This is a genomic window from Marinobacter sp. BW6, from assembly GCF_008107725.1.
Taxonomy (GTDB): Bacteria; Pseudomonadota; Gammaproteobacteria; order Pseudomonadales; family Oleiphilaceae; genus Marinobacter.
Genome location: NZ_VIRN01000064.1, coordinates 264,429 through 284,667, shown reverse-complemented (window position 1 = coordinate 284,667; position 20,239 = coordinate 264,429). Strand labels below are relative to the sequence as shown.

The window sequence follows — 20,239 nt, the reverse complement described above, 5'->3', positions numbered from 1 at the left end:
GGGCAGACACAAAAAAAGGCCCCCATGAAGGAGGCCAAACACGTGACAGCATCTACTCAGCCGATCAGTGGCTGATCATCCAGGGCCGCATGGAAGGAAACATCTTCTTCCCGTCTGCGGTGTAAAACAGCATGGACTTTCCGGGCTTCGGAGAGCCACAGCCGCAGGCACGGCTATGCTCCTTATCATTCGCCCTCCGGTCTGCGCTGGAGAACACCGGTTCATGCCGCGACCGTTCGTTCCTGTCCTCAGCTGCCCTTTGGGCCGGGTCCATGGCCGCAATGTGCGAGGGCAGTACGATCACCCGTGGCGACAGGGCCTTGCAGCTAGGGCACTCTGCCGGCTTGGCGGCATCGTCCATGGTTGCCAGGGTGTTAAACAGGCCGTGCTCGCGGCACTTGTAGTCATACACAGGCATGGTGATTACTCCTTATCTTTCGACAACGGTACGTCCATGCCCCCACTGACTTTCTTCTGGGGCCCATCAGCGGACGGGTTGATGTCGAAGTCGAAGATGCCCGTTGGCAGCCAGAGCGTGGCGCAGGCGTTGGGGATATCCACCACGCCGCTGATGTGGCCTTCCACGGGCGCACAGCCGAGAATTGCGTAGGCCTGGGCCTTGGTGTAACCGAACTTGGTCATGTATTCGATGGCGTTCAGACACGCCTGGCGATAAGCCACGTGTACGTCCAGGTAATGCTGGCCGCCGTCCTCGTCCACCGAGATGCCCTCAAAGATCACGTAATCGTCGTAACGGGGCTTGATCGGGCTGGGCTTAAACACCGGGTTCTTGATGCCGTATTTTTTCACGCCATCCTTGATCAGGTTTACCCGCAGGTGAATCCAGCCGGCCATTTCGATGGCGCCACAGAACGTGATTTCACCGTCGCCCTGACTGAAGTGAAGGTCGCCCACGGAGAGGCCGGCCCCGTCCACGTACACCGGGAAATACACCTTGGAGCCACGGGACAGATCCTTGATGTCACAGTTGCCACCGTGTTCCCGTGGCGGCACGGTACGCGCGGCTTCGGCGCCGGCAGCTTTGGCCGCGTCACCGGTCATCTGGCCCATATGGGCGGTCTCACCGTTGGGCAGTGTTGCCAGTTCCGGCACACGCTCCGGATCGGTCGCGACCAGTCCGGCCTCACGCTTGTTCCAGGTGTCCAGCAATTCTTTGGAGGGCAGGCAGCCGATCAGGCCCGGGTGAATCAGGCCGGCAAATTCCACGTTGGGAATGTGGCGGGATTTGGTGAACATGCCGTTGAAGTCCCAGATGGATTTCTGGGCCTCCGGGAAGTGTTCGGTCAGGAAGCCACCGCCGTTCTGCTTGGAGAAGAACCCGTTAAAGCCCCACTGGCTCTCTTCGAAGGTGCCGATGTCGAGGATGTCGACTTCCAGCAGGTCGCCCGGCTCCGCGCCCTCGACCCCGATCGGTCCCGACAGGAAGTGAACCTGGCTGAGATCAACATCGCGCACGTCGTCGGCGCTGTCGTCGTTCTTGATCTGGCCGCCGGTCCAGTCATAGCACTCGACGATGAAATCGTCGCCCGGCTTGACGGTGGCCACCAGCGGAATATCCGGGTGCCAGCGGTTGTGAATTTTGTCGTTCTCATAGGCCGACTTGTTCAGATCAATCTTGATAATGGTTTCAGCCATAGCAGGCGCTCCTTGGTGTTGGCTTACACGATTAGGTAACGGCTTTACTATCCGAAATCCCGACCCTGTGAGGTATTCGCGAAATGCCCCCGGTGCCTACGTCATTCGACGTATTGGTGCACCGTGACCTTCCTGCCCTGCAGGCCGGCTTCAAACCGGCGACAGTCCGGATACGCCAACAACGCCCGGGCAACGGCGGGTTCCAGCCGCTGGCGAAAAGCCCGCAGCAGTTCCCGGGCCCCATAGCGAGCGTCGTAGCCACGGCACAGTTCCTCTCGCAGCTCAGGCGACAGCGACAGCTCGGCGTGCTTTCTGGACAACCGGCGATTGAGGCCCGCCAGCTCAATGTCCAGCAGGGCTTCCAGCCAGTTGTCGGTAAGTCGGTTGAAGGTGAGGATCTGATCAATCCGGTTGAGGAATTCCGGGTCAAAGTGCCGGCGCAGGGCGGTATCGCGAATGGCCTCGCCGTTGCCGGCTGATAACCGGAGCCAGCGGCGCCAGCCCCGCTGGTAGTTCTGCTCATGCGCCTCCGCATCCAGCGCACCGGCGTTGCTGGTCATGAAGATCAGGGTGTTGCGGAAGTCGATCTCGCGGTTACCGGAGGGAAACACCAGCCGACCGGTGTCCAGCACGTTCAGCAGCGTGCGCACCACTTCCTTGCTGGCTTTCTCGATTTCATCAAACAACACAATGCCGGGTTTGCTGAAGGAGCCCTGTACCTTGTCCAGATCAAACAGGCTGTGGCCTTCCTTACTGCCCACGTAGCCCGGCGGTGCACCGGTCAGGGCAGCGGCGTAATGCTCCTGGGCCAGGGTGTTCATGTCGATACGGCACAGGCCATCGCGATTACCGTGGATGGCTTCGGCAATGAGGCGCACGGTTTCGGTTTTGCCCACGCCGGTGGGACCCAGGAACAGATGCACCGCCAGCGGCCGGCTGTCCTCGCCGATATCGGCTTTCACCCGCACCAGCATGGATTCCATGGCGGCCAGGGCCTCATCCTGGCCGACGATATTTTCCCGCAGTCTGGCCATCACGGCCTCGGGCTCGAAGCGGAACCGGGAAGCACGAACCGGGCCTGAGGCGGCCCGATTCTTTTCAATGGTTTCCCGATTGGCTTCCAGCCGTTCGTTGATAAACGGCATGAACGCCTCCCGGGCTTAGGCCCCTGCGGATTTTTCCTTGCCGTCGAACGGCAGCTCGCCCACCGGGCACTCGGCGGTACCTACCGTCTTCCGGGTCATGGCCTCCACATTTTCCTGCGCCTTCTGGGCGTCCATCACCCAGGTACGGTAGAACTCGAACGGACAGTCGGCCACTCCCTTGTCGCCGTCCCCGGAGGCATGCACACCGGTGTAGCCCCGGTGCAGCAGCTTGAACAGGTGATTCTGGGACTGGTCGTTCGCACGGGCATCACGGATCTGGCTTACGGACAGCTGGGCATACTGAATGCCCATGTCTTCCTCACCGCATTCCCCGAGGGTACGGCCATCGAAGCCAATGATCGCGGAGTGGCCGAAGTAGGAATACACGCCGTCAAATCCGGCGGCGTTGGCCACCGCAACGTAACAGTTGTTGGCCCAGGCCATGCTCTTGGCCATCATCACCTGCTGTTCCTTGGCCGGGTACATGTAGCCCTGACAGCGAACAATCAGCTCCGCCCCCTTCATGGCGCAATCGCGCCAGATCTCGGGATAGTTGCCGTCGTCGCAGATGATCAGGCTGATCTTCATGCCCTTTGGACCCTCGGTGACATAGGTAGTGTCACCCGGATACCACCCCTCGATCGGACACCAGGGGATACACTTGCGGTATTTCTGGACGACCTCACCCTCGTTGTTGATCAGAACCAGGGTGTTGTACGGCGCCTTGTTGGGGTGATCCTCGTGTCGTTCTCCGGTCAGCGAAAACACGCCCCAGGTGTTCGCCTCACGACAAGCGGCGGAGAAGATGGCCGTTTCGTCACCGGGCACGGTGGCCGCGGTTTCCATCATTTCCTCGTTGTCGTACATGATGCCCATGGTGCTGTATTCCGGGAACACCACCAGATCCATGCCGGGCAAGCCGACTTTCATACCCTTGATCATGTCAGCGATGTTGCGGGCGTTGTCCAACACCTCGGCTTTGGTATGCAGCCGCGGCATCTTGTAGTTCACCACCGCTACGCCGACGGTATCGTTGCTGCTTGAAATATCACCGTGTCTCATCGTTCTGCTCCTCGTTAAACCGCCAGATAGCTCGCAATCTTGTCCTGATCCGCTTCTTCCCGGCTCTCTTCGTGCACAATCGCGCCCTTTTCAATCACCAGAATCCGGTCTGCCGCATCCATTACAAAGCTGAGTACCTGCTCCGAAACCACAATCGACAGGCCCCGCTCATCCCGGATGCGCCGAAGGGTCTGCGCGATTTCCTTGATAATGTTGGGCTGGATACCTTCCGTGGGTTCGTCAAGCAGCAGCACCTTGGGCCGGGTGGCCAGTGCCCGGGCAATAGCCAGCTGTTGTTGCTGGCCGCCGGAGAGGTTGCCACCACGCCGGTTCTGCATTTCCTTCAGTACCGGGAACATCTCGTAGAGGTCCTCGGGTACCTTCTTTTCACCCACGGCGGCCAGGCCGGTTTCGATGTTCTCCCGTACCGTCAGTGTCGGAAAGATCATCCGCCCCTGCGGCACGAAACCGATTCCGGCGCGCACACGCTGGAAGCTCTTCAGGCCGGAAAGGTCGTTCCCATCCAGGCTGACCTCACCGCCTCGCGTGGGGGTCATGCCCACCAGGGATTTCATCAGCGTGGTCTTGCCCATGCCGTTACGCCCCACCACGGCGACAATTTCGTTCTTTGCCACGTCGAGGTTGAGGTCATCGATGATGGTGCTTTGGCCATAGGCCACCGAATGATGTTTGATGCTCAGCATGATCAGTGCCCCAGGTAGACTTCGATGACTTTCGGGTCCGATTTCACGTGCTCGATTGACCCTTCGGAAAGAACTTTGCCCTGATGCATGACCGTGACCCGGTCAGCGATATCACCGACAAACTGCATGTCGTGCTCGATCACCAGCACCGTATGGTCCCTGGTAATCACCCTCAGCAGCTCGGCGGTTTTCTTGCGCTCGGTGACGGACATCCCGGCCACCGGCTCATCCAGCATCAGCAGGTCCGGTTTCTGGATCAGCAGCATGCCGATCTCCAGCCACTGCTTCTGGCCATGGCTCAACGATGCAGCCGGCTCATTCAGGGCCTCGGTCAGGAAGATGGTTTCAGCCACTTCCTCCACAGCCTTGATCACCTCCGCGTCGCGCTTGAATCCAAGCGCGCCCATCACGCTGTGTCCCTTTGGGTAGGACACTTCAAGGTTTTCGAAGACGGTCAGGTCCTCGAACACTGACGGGGTCTGGAATTTCCGGCCCACACCCGAGTGAACAATCTGGTGCTCCTTGAGCTTGGTAAGCTCCTTACCGTCAAACTTGATGGAGCCGGACGTGGCCTTGGTCTTGCCGCAGATCAGGTCCAGAACCGTGGTTTTACCGGCACCGTTGGGGCCGATGATGACCCGGATTTCCTTGGGATCCAGGTAGAAGGACAGGTCATCCACGGCCTTGAAGCCATCGAATGACACGGTCAGGCCTTCGACCGCCAGCAGGAAATCCCCACTTTTGCTTTTGGCTGCACTCATCACGATTTCTCCGGGCTGTAGGAATCGATCATCGGATCGTAATCAGAAGTCTTCTCAGCGGTCGGCTTTGGCTCTGCGGCTTTTTCCGCGGGCTTGGCCTCCAGCTGTGCACCCTTGTTGCGCTTGAAGATCTTGTCTTCCAGGGGCATGACGTAGGTCTGATACAGGCCGGCCAGACCGTTCGGGAAGGCCAGTACGACACCGATAAACAAGGCACCCATGGCAAACGGCCAGAGTTCCGGGAAGGATTCCGAGAAGCCACTCTTGGCGGCATTCACCAGCAAGGCACCGTAGACCGCGCCGAGGATGGACAACCGGCCACCCAGGGCACAGAAGATGACCATCTCGATGGACGCGACGATGCCGATGAACGACGGCGACATGAAGCCAACAATCAGGGTGAACATGGCACCACCGACGCCGGCAAAAGCCGCTGCCAGGCAGAACACGAAGATCTTGAAGGCGGCAACGTCATAGCCAGAAAAACGCACCCGGTTTTCCTGGGCGTTCATGGCCACCAGGATGCGGCCCAGCTTCCGGTTCTGGACAAGGCGCGCCACAAACAGGCAGAGGAACAGCATGCCAACACAGACAAAGTACAGGATGGTCCGGGCTTCATCGGTGCGGATGTCCCAGCCGTTCAGCGTCTGCAGATCGGTAATGCCGTTCACACCGCCGGTATAGCCCTGCTGTCCGATAATCAGAATCGTCAGGATTGCGGCGATAGCCTGGGTGATGATGGCGAAGTACACGCCCCCCACCCGCCGGGTAAACATGGCGAAGCCGATAACGAACGCCAGCAGAACCGGCACACCGATCACCGCCAGCAAGGTAAAGGAGAAGCTGTGGAACGGTTCCCAGAACCAGGGCAGCTCGGTGAGCTGGTTCCAGTCCATGAAATCCGGGATGCCGGGGGTGGACTGGATGGCGGTGGCCTCCGGAGTGGAGGCCTCCAGCTTCAGGAACATGGCCATGCAGTAGCCGCCAAGACCAAAGAACACACCCTGGCCCAGGCTGAGAATGCCAGCCTTGCCCCAGCACATCACCAGGCCAATGGCGACAAAGGCGTAGGTCAGGTACTTGCCCACCATGTTCAGGCGGAATGGGTCGAGCGCCAGTGGCAAAAGCACCACCAGCAACACGGCAAGTGCGACGTAATACAGTCCCTCGCGGGTGGCAAACCATTTCAATGGGGATGAACTCTTCATGACAATCTCCTAGCGACGGACCTTGAGGGCCATGAGTCCTTCTGGACGCAGCATCAAGATGCCGACGACGACCAGCAGGGTGAGCACCTTGGCCATGGAACCACTGAGGAAGAACTCCATGGTGGACTGGGCCTGGGATATACCGAAGGCGGACACAATGGTGCCGATCAGGCTCTGGGCACCGCCAAACACCACCACCAGGAAGGTGTCTACGATATAAGCCTGGCCAGAGGACGGACCGGTGGAACCGATCATGGTGAAGGCAGCACCCGCGACGCCGGCGATGCCACACCCGAGGGCAAAGGTGGCTCGGTCGATACCGGCACTGTTGATACCAACGGCTTCAGCCATGGGGCGATTCTGAACCACCGCCCGCACTTTCTTGCCATAACCGGATCGGTACATCAGGAAATACACGCCCACGGCAATGGACAGCGCGATGATCATCACGAACAAGCCGTTGATGGGCAGCTCCACCAGGTCAGTGACCTGGATCGCCCCCATCATCCACTCGGGCAGGTCCACACCCACTTCCCGGGCGCCAAAGATGGATCGGTAAGCCTGCTGCATGATCAGGCTCAGACCCCAGGTGGCCAGAAGGGTATCCAGTGGTCGGTGATAGAGTCGCCGTATCATGAGCCATTCGACGAATGCCCCCAGGGCAGCACAAATCAGGAAAGCCAGAACCATGGCGACGAAGAAGTAGCCGCCGAACAGGCTCGGCAGATAGGACTGGAAAAAACCGGATGTCAGGTAGGTTGTGTAGGCGCCGAGGATCATGAACTCCCCGTGGGCCATATTGATCACCCCCATCTGACCAAAGATGATGGCCAGGCCCAATGCCATCAGTACGAACACTGAAAACAGGGAGAGCCCGGCAAACCCCTGCATGGCAAATATCGACATCAATTCACTGCTGGTGTAGCCATCAAACATGACCCTTACTCCCCTTTAGACCAACTTACCCTTCAAACCCTTAATCTCGTGTTGCAGAGGCAACGGATGCTGGCGCCCGGGGGCGCCAGCAGTCCGGGCTTATTGGTAGCCTTCCGGGAACGGGTCCGGTTCCATCAGTTCTTCGGTCTCATAGACAACCTTGTACTGGCCGTCAGGTTGAGCCTGGCCGATACGGGTCTTGGACCATAGATGATGGTTTTCGTGGATGCGCACGTAACCTTCTGGCGCTTTCGTGAACTCGATGCCTGCGAACTCTTCACGGATCTTGTCGATGTCGAATGAGCCGGCTTTTTCAACCGCTGCTTTCCACAGCCATGGGCCGAGATAAGCCGCCTGGGTCACGTCACCGATGACCATGTCATCGCCGTAGGCTTCCTTGAAGGCCGCAACAAATTCCTTGTTGTTGGGGTTATCGAGGCTCTGGAAATACTTCATGGAGGCGTAGATGCCGTCCACATTCTCACCGCCGATACCGCGGATCTCGTCCTCGGTCACGGAGATGGTCAGCAGAAGGGGCTTCTCATCGGTGAAATCGATACCGGCCGCTTTCATCTGCTTGTAGAAGGCCACGTTGGAGCCACCGACAACCGAGGCAAAGATCACGTCCGGCTTGCGCAGCTTGATCTTGTTGATAACCGAGTTGAACTGGGTGTGACCCAGCGGATAGTACTCTTCGCCAGAGACCTTGAGGCCCAGCTTGTCCTCGATGTGCTTGCGGGCGATCTTGTTCGAAGTACGGGGCCAGATGTAGTCCGATCCGAGCAGATAGAAGCTTTTGGCACCCTTGGTTTCTGCGGCCCAGTCGATACTGGCAAGGATCTGCTGGGTCGCTTCCTGGCCGGTGTAGACCACGTTGGGCGACTGCTCCAGACCCTCATAGAAGGTGGGGTAATAGAGCATGCCGTTGTATTGCTCGATAACTGGGAGAACGGCCTTGCGGGAAGCCGAGGTCCAGGCGCCGAAGATCGCAGCAACGTTGTCCTGGCGCAGTAGCTTCCGGGATTTTTCAGCGAAGGTCGGCCAGTCACTGGCGCCGTCTTCCTGGACGAATTCAATCTGGCGGCCCAGGACACCACCGGAGGCGTTGATCTGGTCAATAGCCAGCTTTTCCGCCTGAACCGAGCCAATCTCACTGATCGCCATTGTGCCGGTGATGGAGTGCAGAATGCCGACCGTAACGGTGTCATCCGTCACCGCCAGACCAGTCGTGTTGACCTCTGCTGTGGCCGGCACTGCCGCCTGTGCCGACGTCGCAAGCATGACGGAAGCCGCCAGCGTCATCAGGCTCTTTTTCAGCCCCAGTCCCTTACCAAACGACCGCCCGTTGGCGGCTTGATCTGTCGTATCCATGGTGATTCCTCGCAGTTTTTGAAGTCCGGATCCGCGCTTCCCTTCGAAAGCACAGCGCCCACGAGAATCATTCTGCTCGGCGCCCGTACAGGTGCCCATTCGGCAATCGCCCCAGCGTGCTACGTCATTTGACGCATTCCTGTAACCAACAGGACAGGCTAAAACGCAGGCATGCAGAAGAAGAACATCCCTGCACCGGTCTATGGCACGGATATTGTTCCGGTTTTCTCATCCGGTGCATTTCAGCTTGAAGCTGCACTAACGCGGGGCACTCAAACACCAAAGGCAAGGCAGTCATGGCGGCAAGACAGAATATTTTTCGGGTTCGGCGCAGCTACAACCAGTGGGTAGCCAACCAGACCCTGGAAGACTATGCGCTTCGCTTTACCGCCAAGAGTGCCCGGCGCTGGTCGGCGGCCCGGGTAAGCAACACCGCCCTGGGCGCCATCTCCTTCCTCGCGCTGGAAGCCATCGGCGGCTCCATTACCCTCCACTACGGATTCGACAATGCGGTCGCCGCCATACTGGCCGTCAGTCTGGTGATTTTCCTCACCGCCATCCCGATCAGTTACTACGCGGCCCGTTACGGCGTCGACATCGATCTGCTGACTCGCGGTGCCGGCTTTGGCTATATAGGCTCCACCATCACCTCGCTGATCTACGCTTCGTTCACGTTTATCTTTTTCGCCATCGAGGCGGCCATCATGGCCATGGCATTGGAAATGCTGTTCGGGGTTCCCCTGGTTCTCGGCTACCTGATCTGTGCCGTGGTCATCATTCCACTGGTTATACATGGAATCACCACGATCAGTCGGTTCCAGGTCTGGACCCAGCCGGCTTTCATCCTTTTGCAGCTGATACCGTTTGTTTTTATTGTTTACGCCGATGCCTCTTCAGTCAGCGACTGGACACAGTTCAAGGGAGTTAACCCGGTTAATTCCGATGGATTCAGCATCGTCATGTTCGGGGCTGCGGCGGCCGTGGTTTTCTCTTTAATTGCCCAGATCGGCGAGCAGGTGGATTTCCTGCGCTTCATTCCAGAACCCCGCAATGCCCGGGAAAAGCGACGTTGGTGGGCCGCCGTGATGGCAGGCGGACCTGGCTGGATTGTGATCGGCATGTTGAAAATCCTGGCGGGCTCCTTTCTTGCGGTTCTTGCCCTGAAACAGGGCGTTACCGCCTCGGAGGCGGCTGATCCGACCCAGATGTATCTGATCGCCTTCAATTACATTACCCATTCGCCCGAGATCTCCCTGGCGATGGCGGGCATTTTCGTCATTCTTTGCCAGCTCAAAATCAACGTTACCAATGCCTATGCCGGCTCCATCGCCTGGTCCAACTTCTTCTCGCGACTCACCCACAGCCACCCCGGACGAGTTGTCTGGCTGTTTTTCAACGTCGCCATTGCCCTTCTGGTGATGGAACTGGGGGTTTACCGGGCGCTGGAGGAAACCCTGGGTTTCTATGGCATCGTCGCCATTGCCTGGGTTGGTTCGCTGGTGGCGGATCTGGTGATCAACAAACCACTGGGGCTCAGTCCCGCACACATTGAGTTCAAACGTGCCCACCTGTACGACATCAACCCGGTCGGGGTTGGTGCCATGCTGACGGCCTCTGTAGTAGGCATCATCTGCCATACCGGCATACTGGGCGTTTATCCGGAGGCTCTTTCCCATTTTATCGCCATGGGAGTCGCGCTGATCATGGCGCCTCTGATCGCCTGGAAAACCGGTGGCCGTTTCTACACAGCACGGCCATTCGTCCCCATCGCTACTGACCATCAGCTCGTGCAGTGCACGATTTGTGAACATCACTTCGAACCGGAAGATCTCACCCATTGTCCCGCGTATGACGGCACCATCTGTTCACTGTGCTGTTCACTCGATGCCCGTTGCGCAGACGCCTGCAAACCGGGGGCAGGATATCAGGAACAGCTCAATCAGTTTCTCGGGAGCCTGATGCCAAAACCGGTGTTGGCCGGTCTGCGCTCAAGGCTCGGGCATTTTCTGAGCCTGCTGGTGCTCATCAACGGCCTTTCCGGCCTGCTGCTGTCCCTGATCTATTTCAAGACGCCGGTCGCTTCACCCGCTGAAGGCATTCTTTTGTCGGTCACCCTGTGGAAAGTTTTCTTTATCCTGGTCATCGTCACGGGCGTAATCTGCTGGCTGTTCGTGCTCGCCCATGAGAGCCGGGTGGTGGCCGAGGAAGAGTCCCGGCGCCAGAACCGTCTGTTGATGGAAGAGATCGTGGCCCATGAACGAACAGACCAGGCCCTGCAACAGGCAAAAGAGCAGGCAGAGGCAGCAAATGGGGCGAAAAGTCGCTATTTGACTGGAATTAGCCACGAATTACGGTCACCCCTCAATGCCATTCTCGGTTATGCCCAGCTGATGGAAAACGACGAGACCATCCCCTCACACCGCAAGGAAGCCCTGGGTGTGATTCGCCGCAGTGGTGAGTACCTCGCGGATCTGATTGAGGGGTTGTTGGATATTTCCAAAATCGAAGCAGGCCGACTGGACCTGCACCGAGATCAGGTCCGGATTGAGCTGTTGATGGAGCAACTTGTAACCATGTTCCGCCTGCAGGCAGAAGACAAGGGCCTGGCCTTTGATTACCACTGTCCCAATCCGCTGCCAGAGATGGTGACCACCGACGAGAAGCGGTTGCGCCAGATTCTGATCAACCTTCTGTCCAACGCCATCAAATACACCGACCGGGGTGGCGTCTCCCTGACCCTTCGCTATCGCAGTCAGGTCGCTGAGTTCACCGTGCGCGATACCGGCGAGGGCATCGCCCCGGAGAACGTGGAACGCATCTTCCGGCCCTTCGAACGTATCCGGACTCCTGGGCAAAGCCGGGCCGGCACAGGTCTGGGTCTGACCATTACCCGCCTGCTCACGGAAATCATGGGAGGTGACATCACGGTAGAAAGCGAACCCGGCCAGGGCAGCGTATTCCGGGTGAGCCTGATGCTATCAAGCCTGCATTCCTCAACACCGCGCTCCATCTCAACCCCCACCCGGCGGATCTACGGCTATCACGGTACCCGGCGCAAGGTGCTGCTGGTGGACGACGACGTTTCCCACCGTCAGGTCATGCGCGCCATGCTCTCGCCGCTGGGCTTTGAAATCATCGACATCGGCAATGCGCTGCAGGTACTGGAGACCGTTGAGGCCGAGCACCCCGACCTTGTGCTTCTCGACGTATCCATGCCGGGCATGAGCGGTTGGGAAGTGCTGACATTGCTGAGAGAACAAAAGCATTCCATCCCGGTCGTGATGGTCTCGGCCGACGCCAATGAGGGTCACCACGCGGCGGATTCCCCACGTTTGCATGATGGCTACATCATAAAACCGGTGCGACTGAACCTGCTACTCGACACCATTGCCGGCGTACTGGATCTGGGATGGCGTTTTAACAAGAGCGCGGACCCCCTTGCCGCTATCCCTGCCCCAGAGCACGGAGCCCTACCCTTACCCGATATAGAGCACCGCCTGGCGCTGGCTGATCTGGCCCGGATCGGTCACCGGAAAGGTCTGCTTGAAGCACTCCATGCCCTGAAACACAGCGGCGATGCCACCGAATCCTTTACGCTTGAGCTCACAAGACTCACCAACGATTTCCAGTTTGAGAAAATTCTTGAACTCCTCGAGGTAGCCGAACATGAAGCTTCATAATGACCGGAAGACTGTCGTGATGGTCGTGGATGACGCGGTCGACTCCATTCGAATGATCAACGATGCCATGGAAGAGGCAGGCATGACCGTGCTGGTTGCCCTCGAAGGCAACCAGGCTCTGACCATCAGCCAGAACATCACGCCGGACGTTGTGCTGATGGACGCCCTGATGCCCCATATGGACGGATTCGAAACGTGCCGTCGGTTGAAAGAGAACCCGGCGTTTGCAGACATCCCCATCATCTTCATGACCGGGCTCAGCGACACCGAGCATGTCGTCATGGGGCTCAACGCCGGTGGCGTGGATTACGTGACCAAACCCATCAACACCACAGAACTGCTGGCCAGAATGGATGTGCACCTGACCAACGCACGCATGACCAGAAGCGCTCGCAGCGCTCTGGATACCGCCGGTCAAAACCTGTTTGCGGTGGATCGTGAGGGAAACCTGCTTTGGGGAACACCGCAGGTCTGTCAGTACCTGCCCGACGCTGCACATGCAGAGTTTTCCGACGTTCGGGCCCGACTGGGGGAATGGCTGGGCCATAGCCCTGATCCGGGACACAGCATGCCGTTGGAGATCATGGGCGTTGCCCGCTCTGTAGAGTTCCTGGCCCTGGTGGATAACCGGGAATACCTGCTGCGACTAAAAACACCACAAAACCAGAACAGCGCCACGGCCGCCTTGCGGCAACGGTTCGAACTGACCATGAGAGAATCCGACGTGTTACTGTGGATCGCCAATGGCAAGACCAATCGGGAAATTGGCCAGATACTGGATATGAGTCCACGCACCGTCAACAAACACCTGGAGCAGGTATTCCGGAAGCTGGGCGTGGAGAACCGGACGGCAGCGGCGGCCAGTGCAATCCGCTTGCTGGCGATCCAATAATCGCCTCGGGCACTTTTGCTCCTAACGTCTGTCCATCGGGGTACTGTGAACCTGAAAGCGAGAAGCTGGATGAGAAAGACTGCCACATTTCTATCAGTGCTGGTTCTGATGGGCCTGTCAGGACTCCTGTTGGCACAGACACCATCCCCCCTCACACCTTTCTCGAAAATGCAGTCCCTGAACGATGGCTGGGAGCCTCTGGAATTCCCCAAGATAGATCAGCTCAGCCGCTATGAACTGACAGCCGAAGACGGTCAGCAGGTCGTGCGGGCGACCACGGACGGCGGAGCGTCTGGTCTGATCGCACGGGTCAGACTGGAGCCAACGGATTCGCTGATTCTGCAATGGCGCTGGAAGGTCTCGAATGTGTTCGAAAACGGGGATGCCCGGGAAAAGTCCGGGGACGATTATCCGGCGAGAATCTATGTGGCATTCGAGTTCCAGCCAGAGAAGGCGGGTTTTTTCGAGCGCGCCAAACGCAAGACCGTCGAGGTGTTATTCGGTGAGTCCCTGCCTGGCAATGCCCTGAACTACATCTGGGCCAATACGCTGCCGGAGGGCGAGATTGTGCCCAACCCGTACACCGAGAAAACCATGATGATTGCCGTTAATTCCGGATCGGAAAAGGTCGGCGAATGGGTCACGGTGGAGCGAGATATCATGGCCGACTATCGGGAAGCTTTTGGCGAGGAACCACCGCCGGTGGTGGGCATTGCCATCATGTCGGACTCGGACAACACCGGGGAAAAGGCCACGGCCTGGTACGGCGATATACGGCTGCGGCCGGGCTCTTGAATCAGACCGGCATGCTAGCGGTATTGCTCCGGAAAACCGGGGACCACAAAACCTTGGTTTAGTTTCCTTAGTGGCGGGACCTCGCCCTTCTCTGCAAGACGGATATAAGCGTCGTCAAACGCATCCCGGAGTAACGCCGCCCGCGGATTGGCCAGCGAAAACAGCCAGGCAAGGTTCCTGGAACGGATCTCGGATTCACGAACCATGCTGTCAGCCGGCATCTCGAGTGTGTCAATCACCGGTTGCCGGTAGTCCAGCAAATAATCTCCGCGCCCACGCTTGAGCATATCCAGAGCCGAGCGATGGTTAGGCGCTTCGGTAACACGAATCGACCCCTCACTCTCCAACCATGAGAGGAGACCACCATAGGTGTAGCCACCAATAACAATGACCGTTTTTCCCAAAAGCCTGTCGAAGTGATCAACTGGCGGGGTTTGCTCCAGATACCAGGCGCTGAGCTGGACCGGCAGAGGACTTGCCCAGCTTTCGAGTACCTCCCCATCAAGTGCAGGGATACTTGTCACGCCCGGCCAGGCATCAATTTTACCATTGGTTAGATACAGATAAGCCCGTGTTACCGGCAGATAGAGAAATTCTGGTTCGAAACCCGCTTCACGAGCCACTTTACGGGTTATTTCAATGAAAGATCCTTCGGCCTTGCCGTTTTCGCCACGATAGGTGATAGGGGGAAACTCGACGTAGGCAATGCGAAGGTTTTTTCCAGCTGATTCCGGTTCAGAGAGGGTGGCCGACGCAAACAGTAATCCCGCTAGCAAAATCCAAAGCCGGAAACCGCCAAAATGCATGGCTTCAAACATTGAGGAGCGACGGTCTGAGCAGTTTCTGAACATGGAATCCGTATTGTTGGCGTCAGATTAAGCAAAGATTACCAGACCCGGGAAAATCTGCACTGACACTGCCCGCAAAAATCCGAACAGAATGTCAAATATGGTTAATCACCATGTACAAACCTACGCCGCCCATCACCAGCATGTAAGGAAACGCCATCACTACCATCTTGCCGTAGGAAAGCCGAACCAAGGGCGCAATGGCAGATGTCAGCAGAAACAGGAAAGCCGCCTGACCATTCGGGGTCGCCACACTGGGAAGATTGGTGCCGGTGTTGATGGCAACTGCCAGCTTCTGGAAGTGTTCGTAACTGATAGCACCGGCATCCAGGGCCTGCTTCACTTCGCTGATATACACGGTGGCCACAAACACATTATCGCTGATCATCGAGAGCACGCCATTGGCGATGAAGAACATGCCAGGCTGACGGGCTTCCGGAAGCGACAGAACATAGTCAATGATCGGCTTGAACAGATGCTGTTCGTGAATCACCGCAACCACCGCGAAGAACACCACCAGCAGTGAGGTAAACGGCAGGGATTCCTGGAAGGCCTTGCCAATCTGGTGCTCGTCGGTAACCCCGGTAAAGGAGGTAATCAGGATGATGACGAGCAGGCCAATCAGACCGACCTCGGCGAGATGGAAAGCCAGGCCCACCACCAGGATCGCAGCGGCAACAGCCTGTACCCAGAGCGCGGCCTGATCAGCCTTGGTACGCTTGGTCCGCTCGTTCTCCGCAAACTCTTCCAGAACCTGACGCACAGGCTTGGGCAAGCGCCCGCCATAGCCAAACCAACGCAGCTTCTCCAGAGCCCAGCAGGTGAATAATCCGGCCGCCAATACCGGCAAACTCACTGGCGCCATGTGCAGGAAGAAACCGGCAAAGTCCCAACCCACGACTTTGGCAATCAACAGATTCTGGGGCTCGCCCACCATGGTGGCAACGCCACCCAACGCGGTACCGATAGCACCGTGCATCAAAAGGCTGCGCAGGAACGCCCGGAAGTTCTCCAGATCTTCCCGATGCAGCTCGATGACCTCGTCATCGCTACCGGTGTTGTGATCCTTGTGCTGATAGCCCTTACCGGAGGCCACCTTGTGGTACACCGCGTAGAAACCCACCGCTACGCTGATGATCACCGCAGTAACCGTCAGTGCATCCAGAAAGGCCGAGAGAATCGCTGCCGCGCAGCAGAACAGAAGAGACAACGCCGATTTGGAACGCACCCCCACCAGAATCTGGGTGAAGGTCACCAGCAGAAGCTCCTTCATGAAGTAGATGCCCGCCACCATGAACATCAACAACAGGATCACCGGGAAGTTGGTGAGCACTTCCAGATACACTGCATCCGGCGTGGTCAGCCCGATCAGCAGTGCCTCCACTGCCAGCAGGCCACCAGGCAGAAGGGGGTAACACTTCAGGGCCATGGCCAGGGTAAAAATAAACTCGGCAATCAGAAGCCAGCCAGCCGTTCCCGGCCCCAGGGTCCACATGACAATCGGGTTGGCGACAAGAAACAGCAAAATGACCTGCTTGTACCAGACGGGCGCCTTGCCAAGGAAATTGTGGGTAAAGCCGGAGATAACGGTATTGGGCATTGCAGGAGTCTTCTGAAAAAACGGGTTATTGGTATTGTGTCGTGAAGCGCCCGCATCTTCCTTGATATTTACGTACCGGGGTATTGGTCAAAGGTACAAATGGGAGACCGCTTTTGGTCTCACTAACCAAAGAAAGGGAGTTGGACGCCGAAAAACACAGACAGTGAGCGTGAAATTGCTGAACAAAACAGCAGCACCAAGCCCACATTTTAACCGATTCGAGCCCTAAAAAGACTGCCTAGTAAAAAAATAACTGCCTGGAACCTAGACAGACAGCAAAAATCCGCCAACAGGCGGATTCTTTGGCAACCGATAAGCTTTCCATGAGGACGCTTATTCCACGGTAACACTCTTGGCGAGATTCCTCGGCTGATCCACATCAGTACCCTTGAGCACCGCCACATGATAGGACAGAAGCTGCAGTGGCACGGTGTAGACGATCGGAGCCGTAATCGGATGCACTGACGGAAGCTGCATCACATGAATACCGTCTTCCGCTTTCACATCGGCTTTTTTATCAGCGAAGACAAAGAGCTCACCGCCGCGGGCACGGACCTCTTCCAGGTTGGACTTGAGCTTCTCAACCAGGTCGTTGTTCGGCGCCACGGTGACCACCGGCATTTCGCTGTCGACCAGGGCCAGGGGGCCATGCTTGAGCTCGCCGGCCGGGTAAGCCTCGGCGTGGATGTAGGAGATCTCCTTCAGCTTCAGCGCACCTTCAAGGGCGACCGGGAACTGGGAACCGCGACCCAGGAACAAGCTGTGGTTCTTGTCCATGAAGGCCTTGGACATTTCGGCAATTTCGCCATCCAGGGCCAGAACATCGCTCACTTGGCCAGGCACGAGATGGAGGGCCTCGACGATCTCCGCTTCCTGCTCTTCAGGCAGTCCATTATGGCGAGCCAGAGCAAGCGTGAAGATCAACAATGCCGTGAGCTGGGTGGTGAAGGCCTTAGTTGAGGCCACACCTATTTCCGGCCCTGCCTGGGTCATGATGACCAGGTCGGACTCCCGAACCAGGGAACTACCCGGCACGTTGCAGATGGCCATCGCCGCCCGGAAACCGGCTTTCTTGGCCTGGCGCAGAGCCGCCAGGGTATCGGCGGTTTCGCCGGACTGGGAAATGCAGAGAAACAGGGTGTCCTGCTGGATTACGTGTTTGCGATAGCGGAATTCGGAAGCCACTTCCACCGAGCAGGCGACGCCGGCCAGCTCCTCAATCCAGTAACGCGCGACCATACCAGCATGATAGCTGGTGCCGCAGGCAATAATCTGGACGTGACGAACGTTCTCCAGCAGGTTTGCAGCTTCGGTACCGAGGGCCTGTTCCAGAACCCGTGTTTTGGTGACCCGGCCTTCCATGGTGGCCTTGATCACTTTGGGTTGCTCGTAGATTTCCTTGAGCATGAAGTGACGGTATTCGCCCTTGTCTGCAGAATCAGCGCCGTGTTCGAAGCGGGTTACTTCCCGCTCGACTGCCTGACCTTCACGATCCAGGATGGTCATTCCATCCTTCTTAATGTCGGCAATGTCGCCTTCTTCGAGGAACATGAAACGGTCAGTCACCGGCAACAGCGCCAACTGATCGGAGGCGATGAAGTTCTCACCGATACCCACGCCGATCACCAGGGGGCTGCCCTCGCGGCACACCACCAGATGGTTGGGTTCATCGGCGTGAACAACGGCCAGGGCATAGGCACCACGAAGACGGGCAATGGCAGCCCGTACCGAATCGTGAAGGTTACCCAGGGCGCGGTAGTTCTTCTCAATCAGGTGGGCAACGACTTCGGTATCAGTCTGTGAGGTGAACTCGAAACCGTCCGCCCGGAGCTCTTCCCGAAGCTCCTGATAGTTCTCAATAATACCGTTATGGACGATGGCCAGACGCTCGCCGGACATGTGCGGATGGGCGTTGATCTGCGACGGCTCGCCATGGGTTGCCCAGCGGGTATGAGCAATGCCCAGGTGACCCGCGAGCGGGTTTGCTTTCATGGCATCCCCGAGTGCGGCAACCTTACCCACTTCCCGTGCGCGCTGGACGCTGTGATCGCCACCGATCACGGCCATGCCCGCAGAGTCATACCCCCGGTATTCCAAACGGCGCAGACCCTCAAGAAGGATGCCCTGAACGTCCCTTTCCGAAACCGCGCCTACAATTCCACACATGCTGTTCTACCTGTCTGTCGATCGTTTATATCAGTGTTTCTTTGGCTTTTCCCAGCCGGCGATGTTCCGCTGCCGGCCCCGAGCGACGGCCAGCTCGTGGTCGGCCACGTCACGGGTGATGGTCGATCCTGCGCCAATGGTTGCCTCGGCCGCAACGGTAACCGGGGCGACCAACGCCGTATTGGAACCCACGAAAACCCCGTCACCGAGCACCGTCTGGTACTTGTTCACACCATCATAATTACACGTGATGGTTCCTGCACCCACATTCACATTACGGCCCACGGAGGCATCACCGACGTAACTCAGATGGTTGATCTTGCTACCCTCACCGACGATGGCCTTTTTGGTTTCCACAAAGTTGCCCACTTTGGTATTCGCCGCCAGCTCCGTACCCGGACGGATGCGGGCAAACGGTCCGATCTGCGCATTGGCGCCAATCACCGCGCCTTCAATCACACTATTGGCCTTGATCTCGGTGCCATCAGCAATGGTTGCATCTTTGATGACGCAACCCGGACCAATGGACACGTTGCTGCCGAGGCTGACATTCCCCTCGAAGACCACGTTCACATCGATCCAAAGATCATTGCCAATACTGAGCTCGCCACGGACATCAACCCGGGCAGGATCCGCGAGCGTCGCGCCCTCTGTCATCAGCCGGTCAGCCTGACGACGCTGGAACCAGCGTTCCAGTTCCGCCAGTTGCAGGCGATTGTTGACTCCCTGAACTTCATAGGGATTCTCTGGCTGAGACACCAAAACGCACAGACCCTGCTCCACCGCCATGGCAATAATGTCGGTAAGGTAGTATTCACCCTGGGCATTGCTGTTGGAGAGCGTCGGCAACCAGGATTTCAAATGCTTCGCTGACACCGCCAGGATGCCAGTATTCACCTCGCGGATCTGCTGCTGCTCTGGCGAAGCATCTTTCTGCTCAACAATGGATTGCACGTCGCCATCGGCATTCCGGACAATCCGTCCGTACCCCTGGGGGTTGTCCATGGTCACCGTCAACAGGCCCAGGGTGTTTTCATCCAGGGTACCAACCAGCCCATCGAGGGTTTCATGGCGAGTCAGAGGCACATCCCCGTAGAGCACCAAAACCCGAGCGTCATCGGGAAGATCCGGCAGGGCCTGAGCCACAGCGTGGCCGGTACCCAGTTGCTCGCTCTGGGTGACCCAGTTTACCGAGGCTTCAGCCGTCGCTTCACGGACCTTGTCAGCTCCATGGCCGATCACCGTATGGATCTTTTCGGCACCAAGTTGTTTAGCCGTTTCGATGACGTGATGGAGCATCGGGCGACCGGCAATCGGATGCAGTACCTTGGGCAGTGCGGATTTCATTCTGGAACCCTGGCCGGCGGCCAGAATGACAACGTGTAGCGGGCTCATGGAAAAGTCAGGCTCCCGGA

Annotated in this window: 16 protein-coding genes; 3 read left to right on the top strand and 13 right to left on the bottom strand. The window is 57.9% G+C overall.

Going from position 1 to position 20,239, the window contains the following annotated elements; genetic code table 11:
• Window positions 1–64 precede the first annotated feature (64 nt).
• The 9 genes from FMN52_RS09905 to urtA form a co-directional block, all read right to left on the bottom strand.
• On the bottom strand, window positions 65–418 hold the full coding sequence (locus FMN52_RS09905) for a zinc ribbon domain-containing protein (protein WP_148608472.1): 354 nt from the start codon (window positions 416–418) through the stop codon (window positions 65–67).
• 5 nt (window positions 419–423) lie between these two features.
• Window positions 424–1,656, bottom strand: a complete 1,233-nt coding sequence (gene fmdA, locus FMN52_RS09900; protein WP_014578800.1) for a formamidase — start codon at window positions 1,654–1,656, stop codon at window positions 424–426.
• A 101-nt stretch (window positions 1,657–1,757) separates the two neighbouring features.
• The gene (locus tag FMN52_RS09895; RefSeq protein WP_148608471.1) at window positions 1,758–2,801 is read right to left on the bottom strand and encodes an AAA family ATPase; all 1,044 of its coding nucleotides are present in this window, start codon (window positions 2,799–2,801) and stop codon (window positions 1,758–1,760) included.
• Window positions 2,802–2,816: 15 nt separating this feature from the next.
• Complete coding sequence (locus FMN52_RS09890; RefSeq protein ID WP_014578802.1) at window positions 2,817–3,863, bottom strand: aliphatic amidase; 1,047 nt, start codon at window positions 3,861–3,863, stop codon at window positions 2,817–2,819.
• Between the two features lie 14 nt (window positions 3,864–3,877).
• Window positions 3,878–4,567: an urea ABC transporter ATP-binding subunit UrtE gene (gene urtE, locus FMN52_RS09885; RefSeq protein ID WP_014578803.1), complete on the bottom strand. Its 690-nt coding sequence runs from the start codon at window positions 4,565–4,567 to the stop codon at window positions 3,878–3,880.
• A gap of 2 nt (window positions 4,568–4,569) precedes the next feature.
• On the bottom strand, window positions 4,570–5,328 hold the full coding sequence (gene urtD, locus FMN52_RS09880; protein WP_162851866.1) for an urea ABC transporter ATP-binding protein UrtD: 759 nt from the start codon (window positions 5,326–5,328) through the stop codon (window positions 4,570–4,572).
• Window positions 5,328–6,536: an urea ABC transporter permease subunit UrtC gene (urtC, locus tag FMN52_RS09875; RefSeq protein WP_148608470.1), complete on the bottom strand. Its 1,209-nt coding sequence runs from the start codon at window positions 6,534–6,536 to the stop codon at window positions 5,328–5,330. Before urtC ends, urtD begins: the two co-directional genes overlap by 1 nt.
• A 9-nt stretch (window positions 6,537–6,545) precedes the next feature.
• On the bottom strand, window positions 6,546–7,472 hold the full coding sequence (urtB, locus tag FMN52_RS09870) for an urea ABC transporter permease subunit UrtB (RefSeq protein WP_014578806.1): 927 nt from the start codon (window positions 7,470–7,472) through the stop codon (window positions 6,546–6,548).
• Between the two features lie 99 nt (window positions 7,473–7,571).
• Entirely contained in the window at window positions 7,572–8,843 is a 1,272-nt protein-coding gene (urtA, locus tag FMN52_RS09865) for an urea ABC transporter substrate-binding protein (protein WP_014578807.1), read from the bottom strand.
• 296 nt (window positions 8,844–9,139) lie between these two features.
• On the opposite strand from urtA, the gene FMN52_RS09860 reads away from it, so the two are divergent.
• The 3 genes from FMN52_RS09860 to FMN52_RS09850 all read left to right on the top strand — a co-directional run bounded on the left by FMN52_RS09860 (window position 9,140) and on the right by FMN52_RS09850 (window position 14,210).
• Window positions 9,140–12,523, top strand: a complete 3,384-nt coding sequence (locus FMN52_RS09860) for an ATP-binding protein (protein ID WP_148608469.1) — start codon at window positions 9,140–9,142, stop codon at window positions 12,521–12,523.
• On the top strand, window positions 12,510–13,415 hold the full coding sequence (locus FMN52_RS09855) for a DNA-binding response regulator (RefSeq protein ID WP_148608468.1): 906 nt from the start codon (window positions 12,510–12,512) through the stop codon (window positions 13,413–13,415). Before FMN52_RS09860 ends, FMN52_RS09855 begins: the two co-directional genes overlap by 14 nt.
• Before the next feature lie 108 nt (window positions 13,416–13,523).
• Window positions 13,524–14,210, top strand: coding sequence for a DUF3047 domain-containing protein (locus FMN52_RS09850; RefSeq protein WP_148609723.1), 687 nt, complete (start codon window positions 13,524–13,526; stop codon window positions 14,208–14,210).
• A 14-nt stretch (window positions 14,211–14,224) separates the two neighbouring features.
• Here the strand turns inward: FMN52_RS09850 and FMN52_RS09845 are convergent, their stop codons facing one another.
• The 4 genes from FMN52_RS09845 to glmU form a co-directional block, all read right to left on the bottom strand.
• Entirely contained in the window at window positions 14,225–15,061 is an 837-nt protein-coding gene (locus tag FMN52_RS09845) for a transporter substrate-binding domain-containing protein (RefSeq protein WP_148608467.1), read from the bottom strand.
• Between the two features lie 91 nt (window positions 15,062–15,152).
• Window positions 15,153–16,658: a sodium/proton antiporter NhaB gene (gene nhaB, locus FMN52_RS09840; RefSeq protein WP_148608466.1), complete on the bottom strand. Its 1,506-nt coding sequence runs from the start codon at window positions 16,656–16,658 to the stop codon at window positions 15,153–15,155.
• Between the two features lie 333 nt (window positions 16,659–16,991).
• The gene (gene glmS / locus FMN52_RS09835; protein WP_148608465.1) at window positions 16,992–18,824 is read right to left on the bottom strand and encodes a glutamine--fructose-6-phosphate transaminase (isomerizing); all 1,833 of its coding nucleotides are present in this window, start codon (window positions 18,822–18,824) and stop codon (window positions 16,992–16,994) included.
• A 30-nt stretch (window positions 18,825–18,854) separates the two neighbouring features.
• Window positions 18,855–20,219 (bottom strand): bifunctional UDP-N-acetylglucosamine diphosphorylase/glucosamine-1-phosphate N-acetyltransferase GlmU, encoded by a 1,365-nt coding sequence (gene glmU, locus FMN52_RS09830; protein ID WP_148608464.1) that lies wholly within the window; start codon window positions 20,217–20,219, stop codon window positions 18,855–18,857.
• Window positions 20,220–20,239: the final 20 nt, after the last annotated feature.

Bases quoted from the DNA above. Each gene is read 5' to 3' on its own strand.
- FMN52_RS09905 (WP_148608472.1), bottom strand. From the start codon at position 418: ATGCCTGTGTATGACTACAAGTGCCGCGAGCACGGCCTGTTTAACACC.
- fmdA (WP_014578800.1), bottom strand. From the start codon at position 1,656: ATGGCTGAAACCATTATCAAGATTGATCTGAACAAGTCGGCCTATGAG.
- FMN52_RS09895 (WP_148608471.1), bottom strand. From the start codon at position 2,801: ATGCCGTTTATCAACGAACGGCTGGAAGCCAATCGGGAAACCATTGAA.
- FMN52_RS09890 (WP_014578802.1), bottom strand. From the start codon at position 3,863: ATGAGACACGGTGATATTTCAAGCAGCAACGATACCGTCGGCGTAGCG.
- urtE (WP_014578803.1), bottom strand. From the start codon at position 4,567: ATGCTGAGCATCAAACATCATTCGGTGGCCTATGGCCAAAGCACCATC.
- urtD (WP_162851866.1), bottom strand. From the start codon at position 5,328: ATGAGTGCAGCCAAAAGCAAAAGTGGGGATTTCCTGCTGGCGGTCGAA.
- urtC (WP_148608470.1), bottom strand. From the start codon at position 6,536: ATGAAGAGTTCATCCCCATTGAAATGGTTTGCCACCCGCGAGGGACTG.
- urtB (WP_014578806.1), bottom strand. From the start codon at position 7,472: ATGTTTGATGGCTACACCAGCAGTGAATTGATGTCGATATTTGCCATG.
- urtA (WP_014578807.1), bottom strand. From the start codon at position 8,843: ATGGATACGACAGATCAAGCCGCCAACGGGCGGTCGTTTGGTAAGGGA.
- FMN52_RS09860 (WP_148608469.1), top strand. From the start codon at position 9,140: ATGGCGGCAAGACAGAATATTTTTCGGGTTCGGCGCAGCTACAACCAG.
- FMN52_RS09855 (WP_148608468.1), top strand. From the start codon at position 12,510: ATGAAGCTTCATAATGACCGGAAGACTGTCGTGATGGTCGTGGATGAC.
- FMN52_RS09850 (WP_148609723.1), top strand. From the start codon at position 13,524: ATGGGCCTGTCAGGACTCCTGTTGGCACAGACACCATCCCCCCTCACA.
- FMN52_RS09845 (WP_148608467.1), bottom strand. From the start codon at position 15,061: ATGTTCAGAAACTGCTCAGACCGTCGCTCCTCAATGTTTGAAGCCATG.
- nhaB (WP_148608466.1), bottom strand. From the start codon at position 16,658: ATGCCCAATACCGTTATCTCCGGCTTTACCCACAATTTCCTTGGCAAG.
- glmS (WP_148608465.1), bottom strand. From the start codon at position 18,824: ATGTGTGGAATTGTAGGCGCGGTTTCGGAAAGGGACGTTCAGGGCATC.
- glmU (WP_148608464.1), bottom strand. From the start codon at position 20,219: ATGAGCCCGCTACACGTTGTCATTCTGGCCGCCGGCCAGGGTTCCAGA.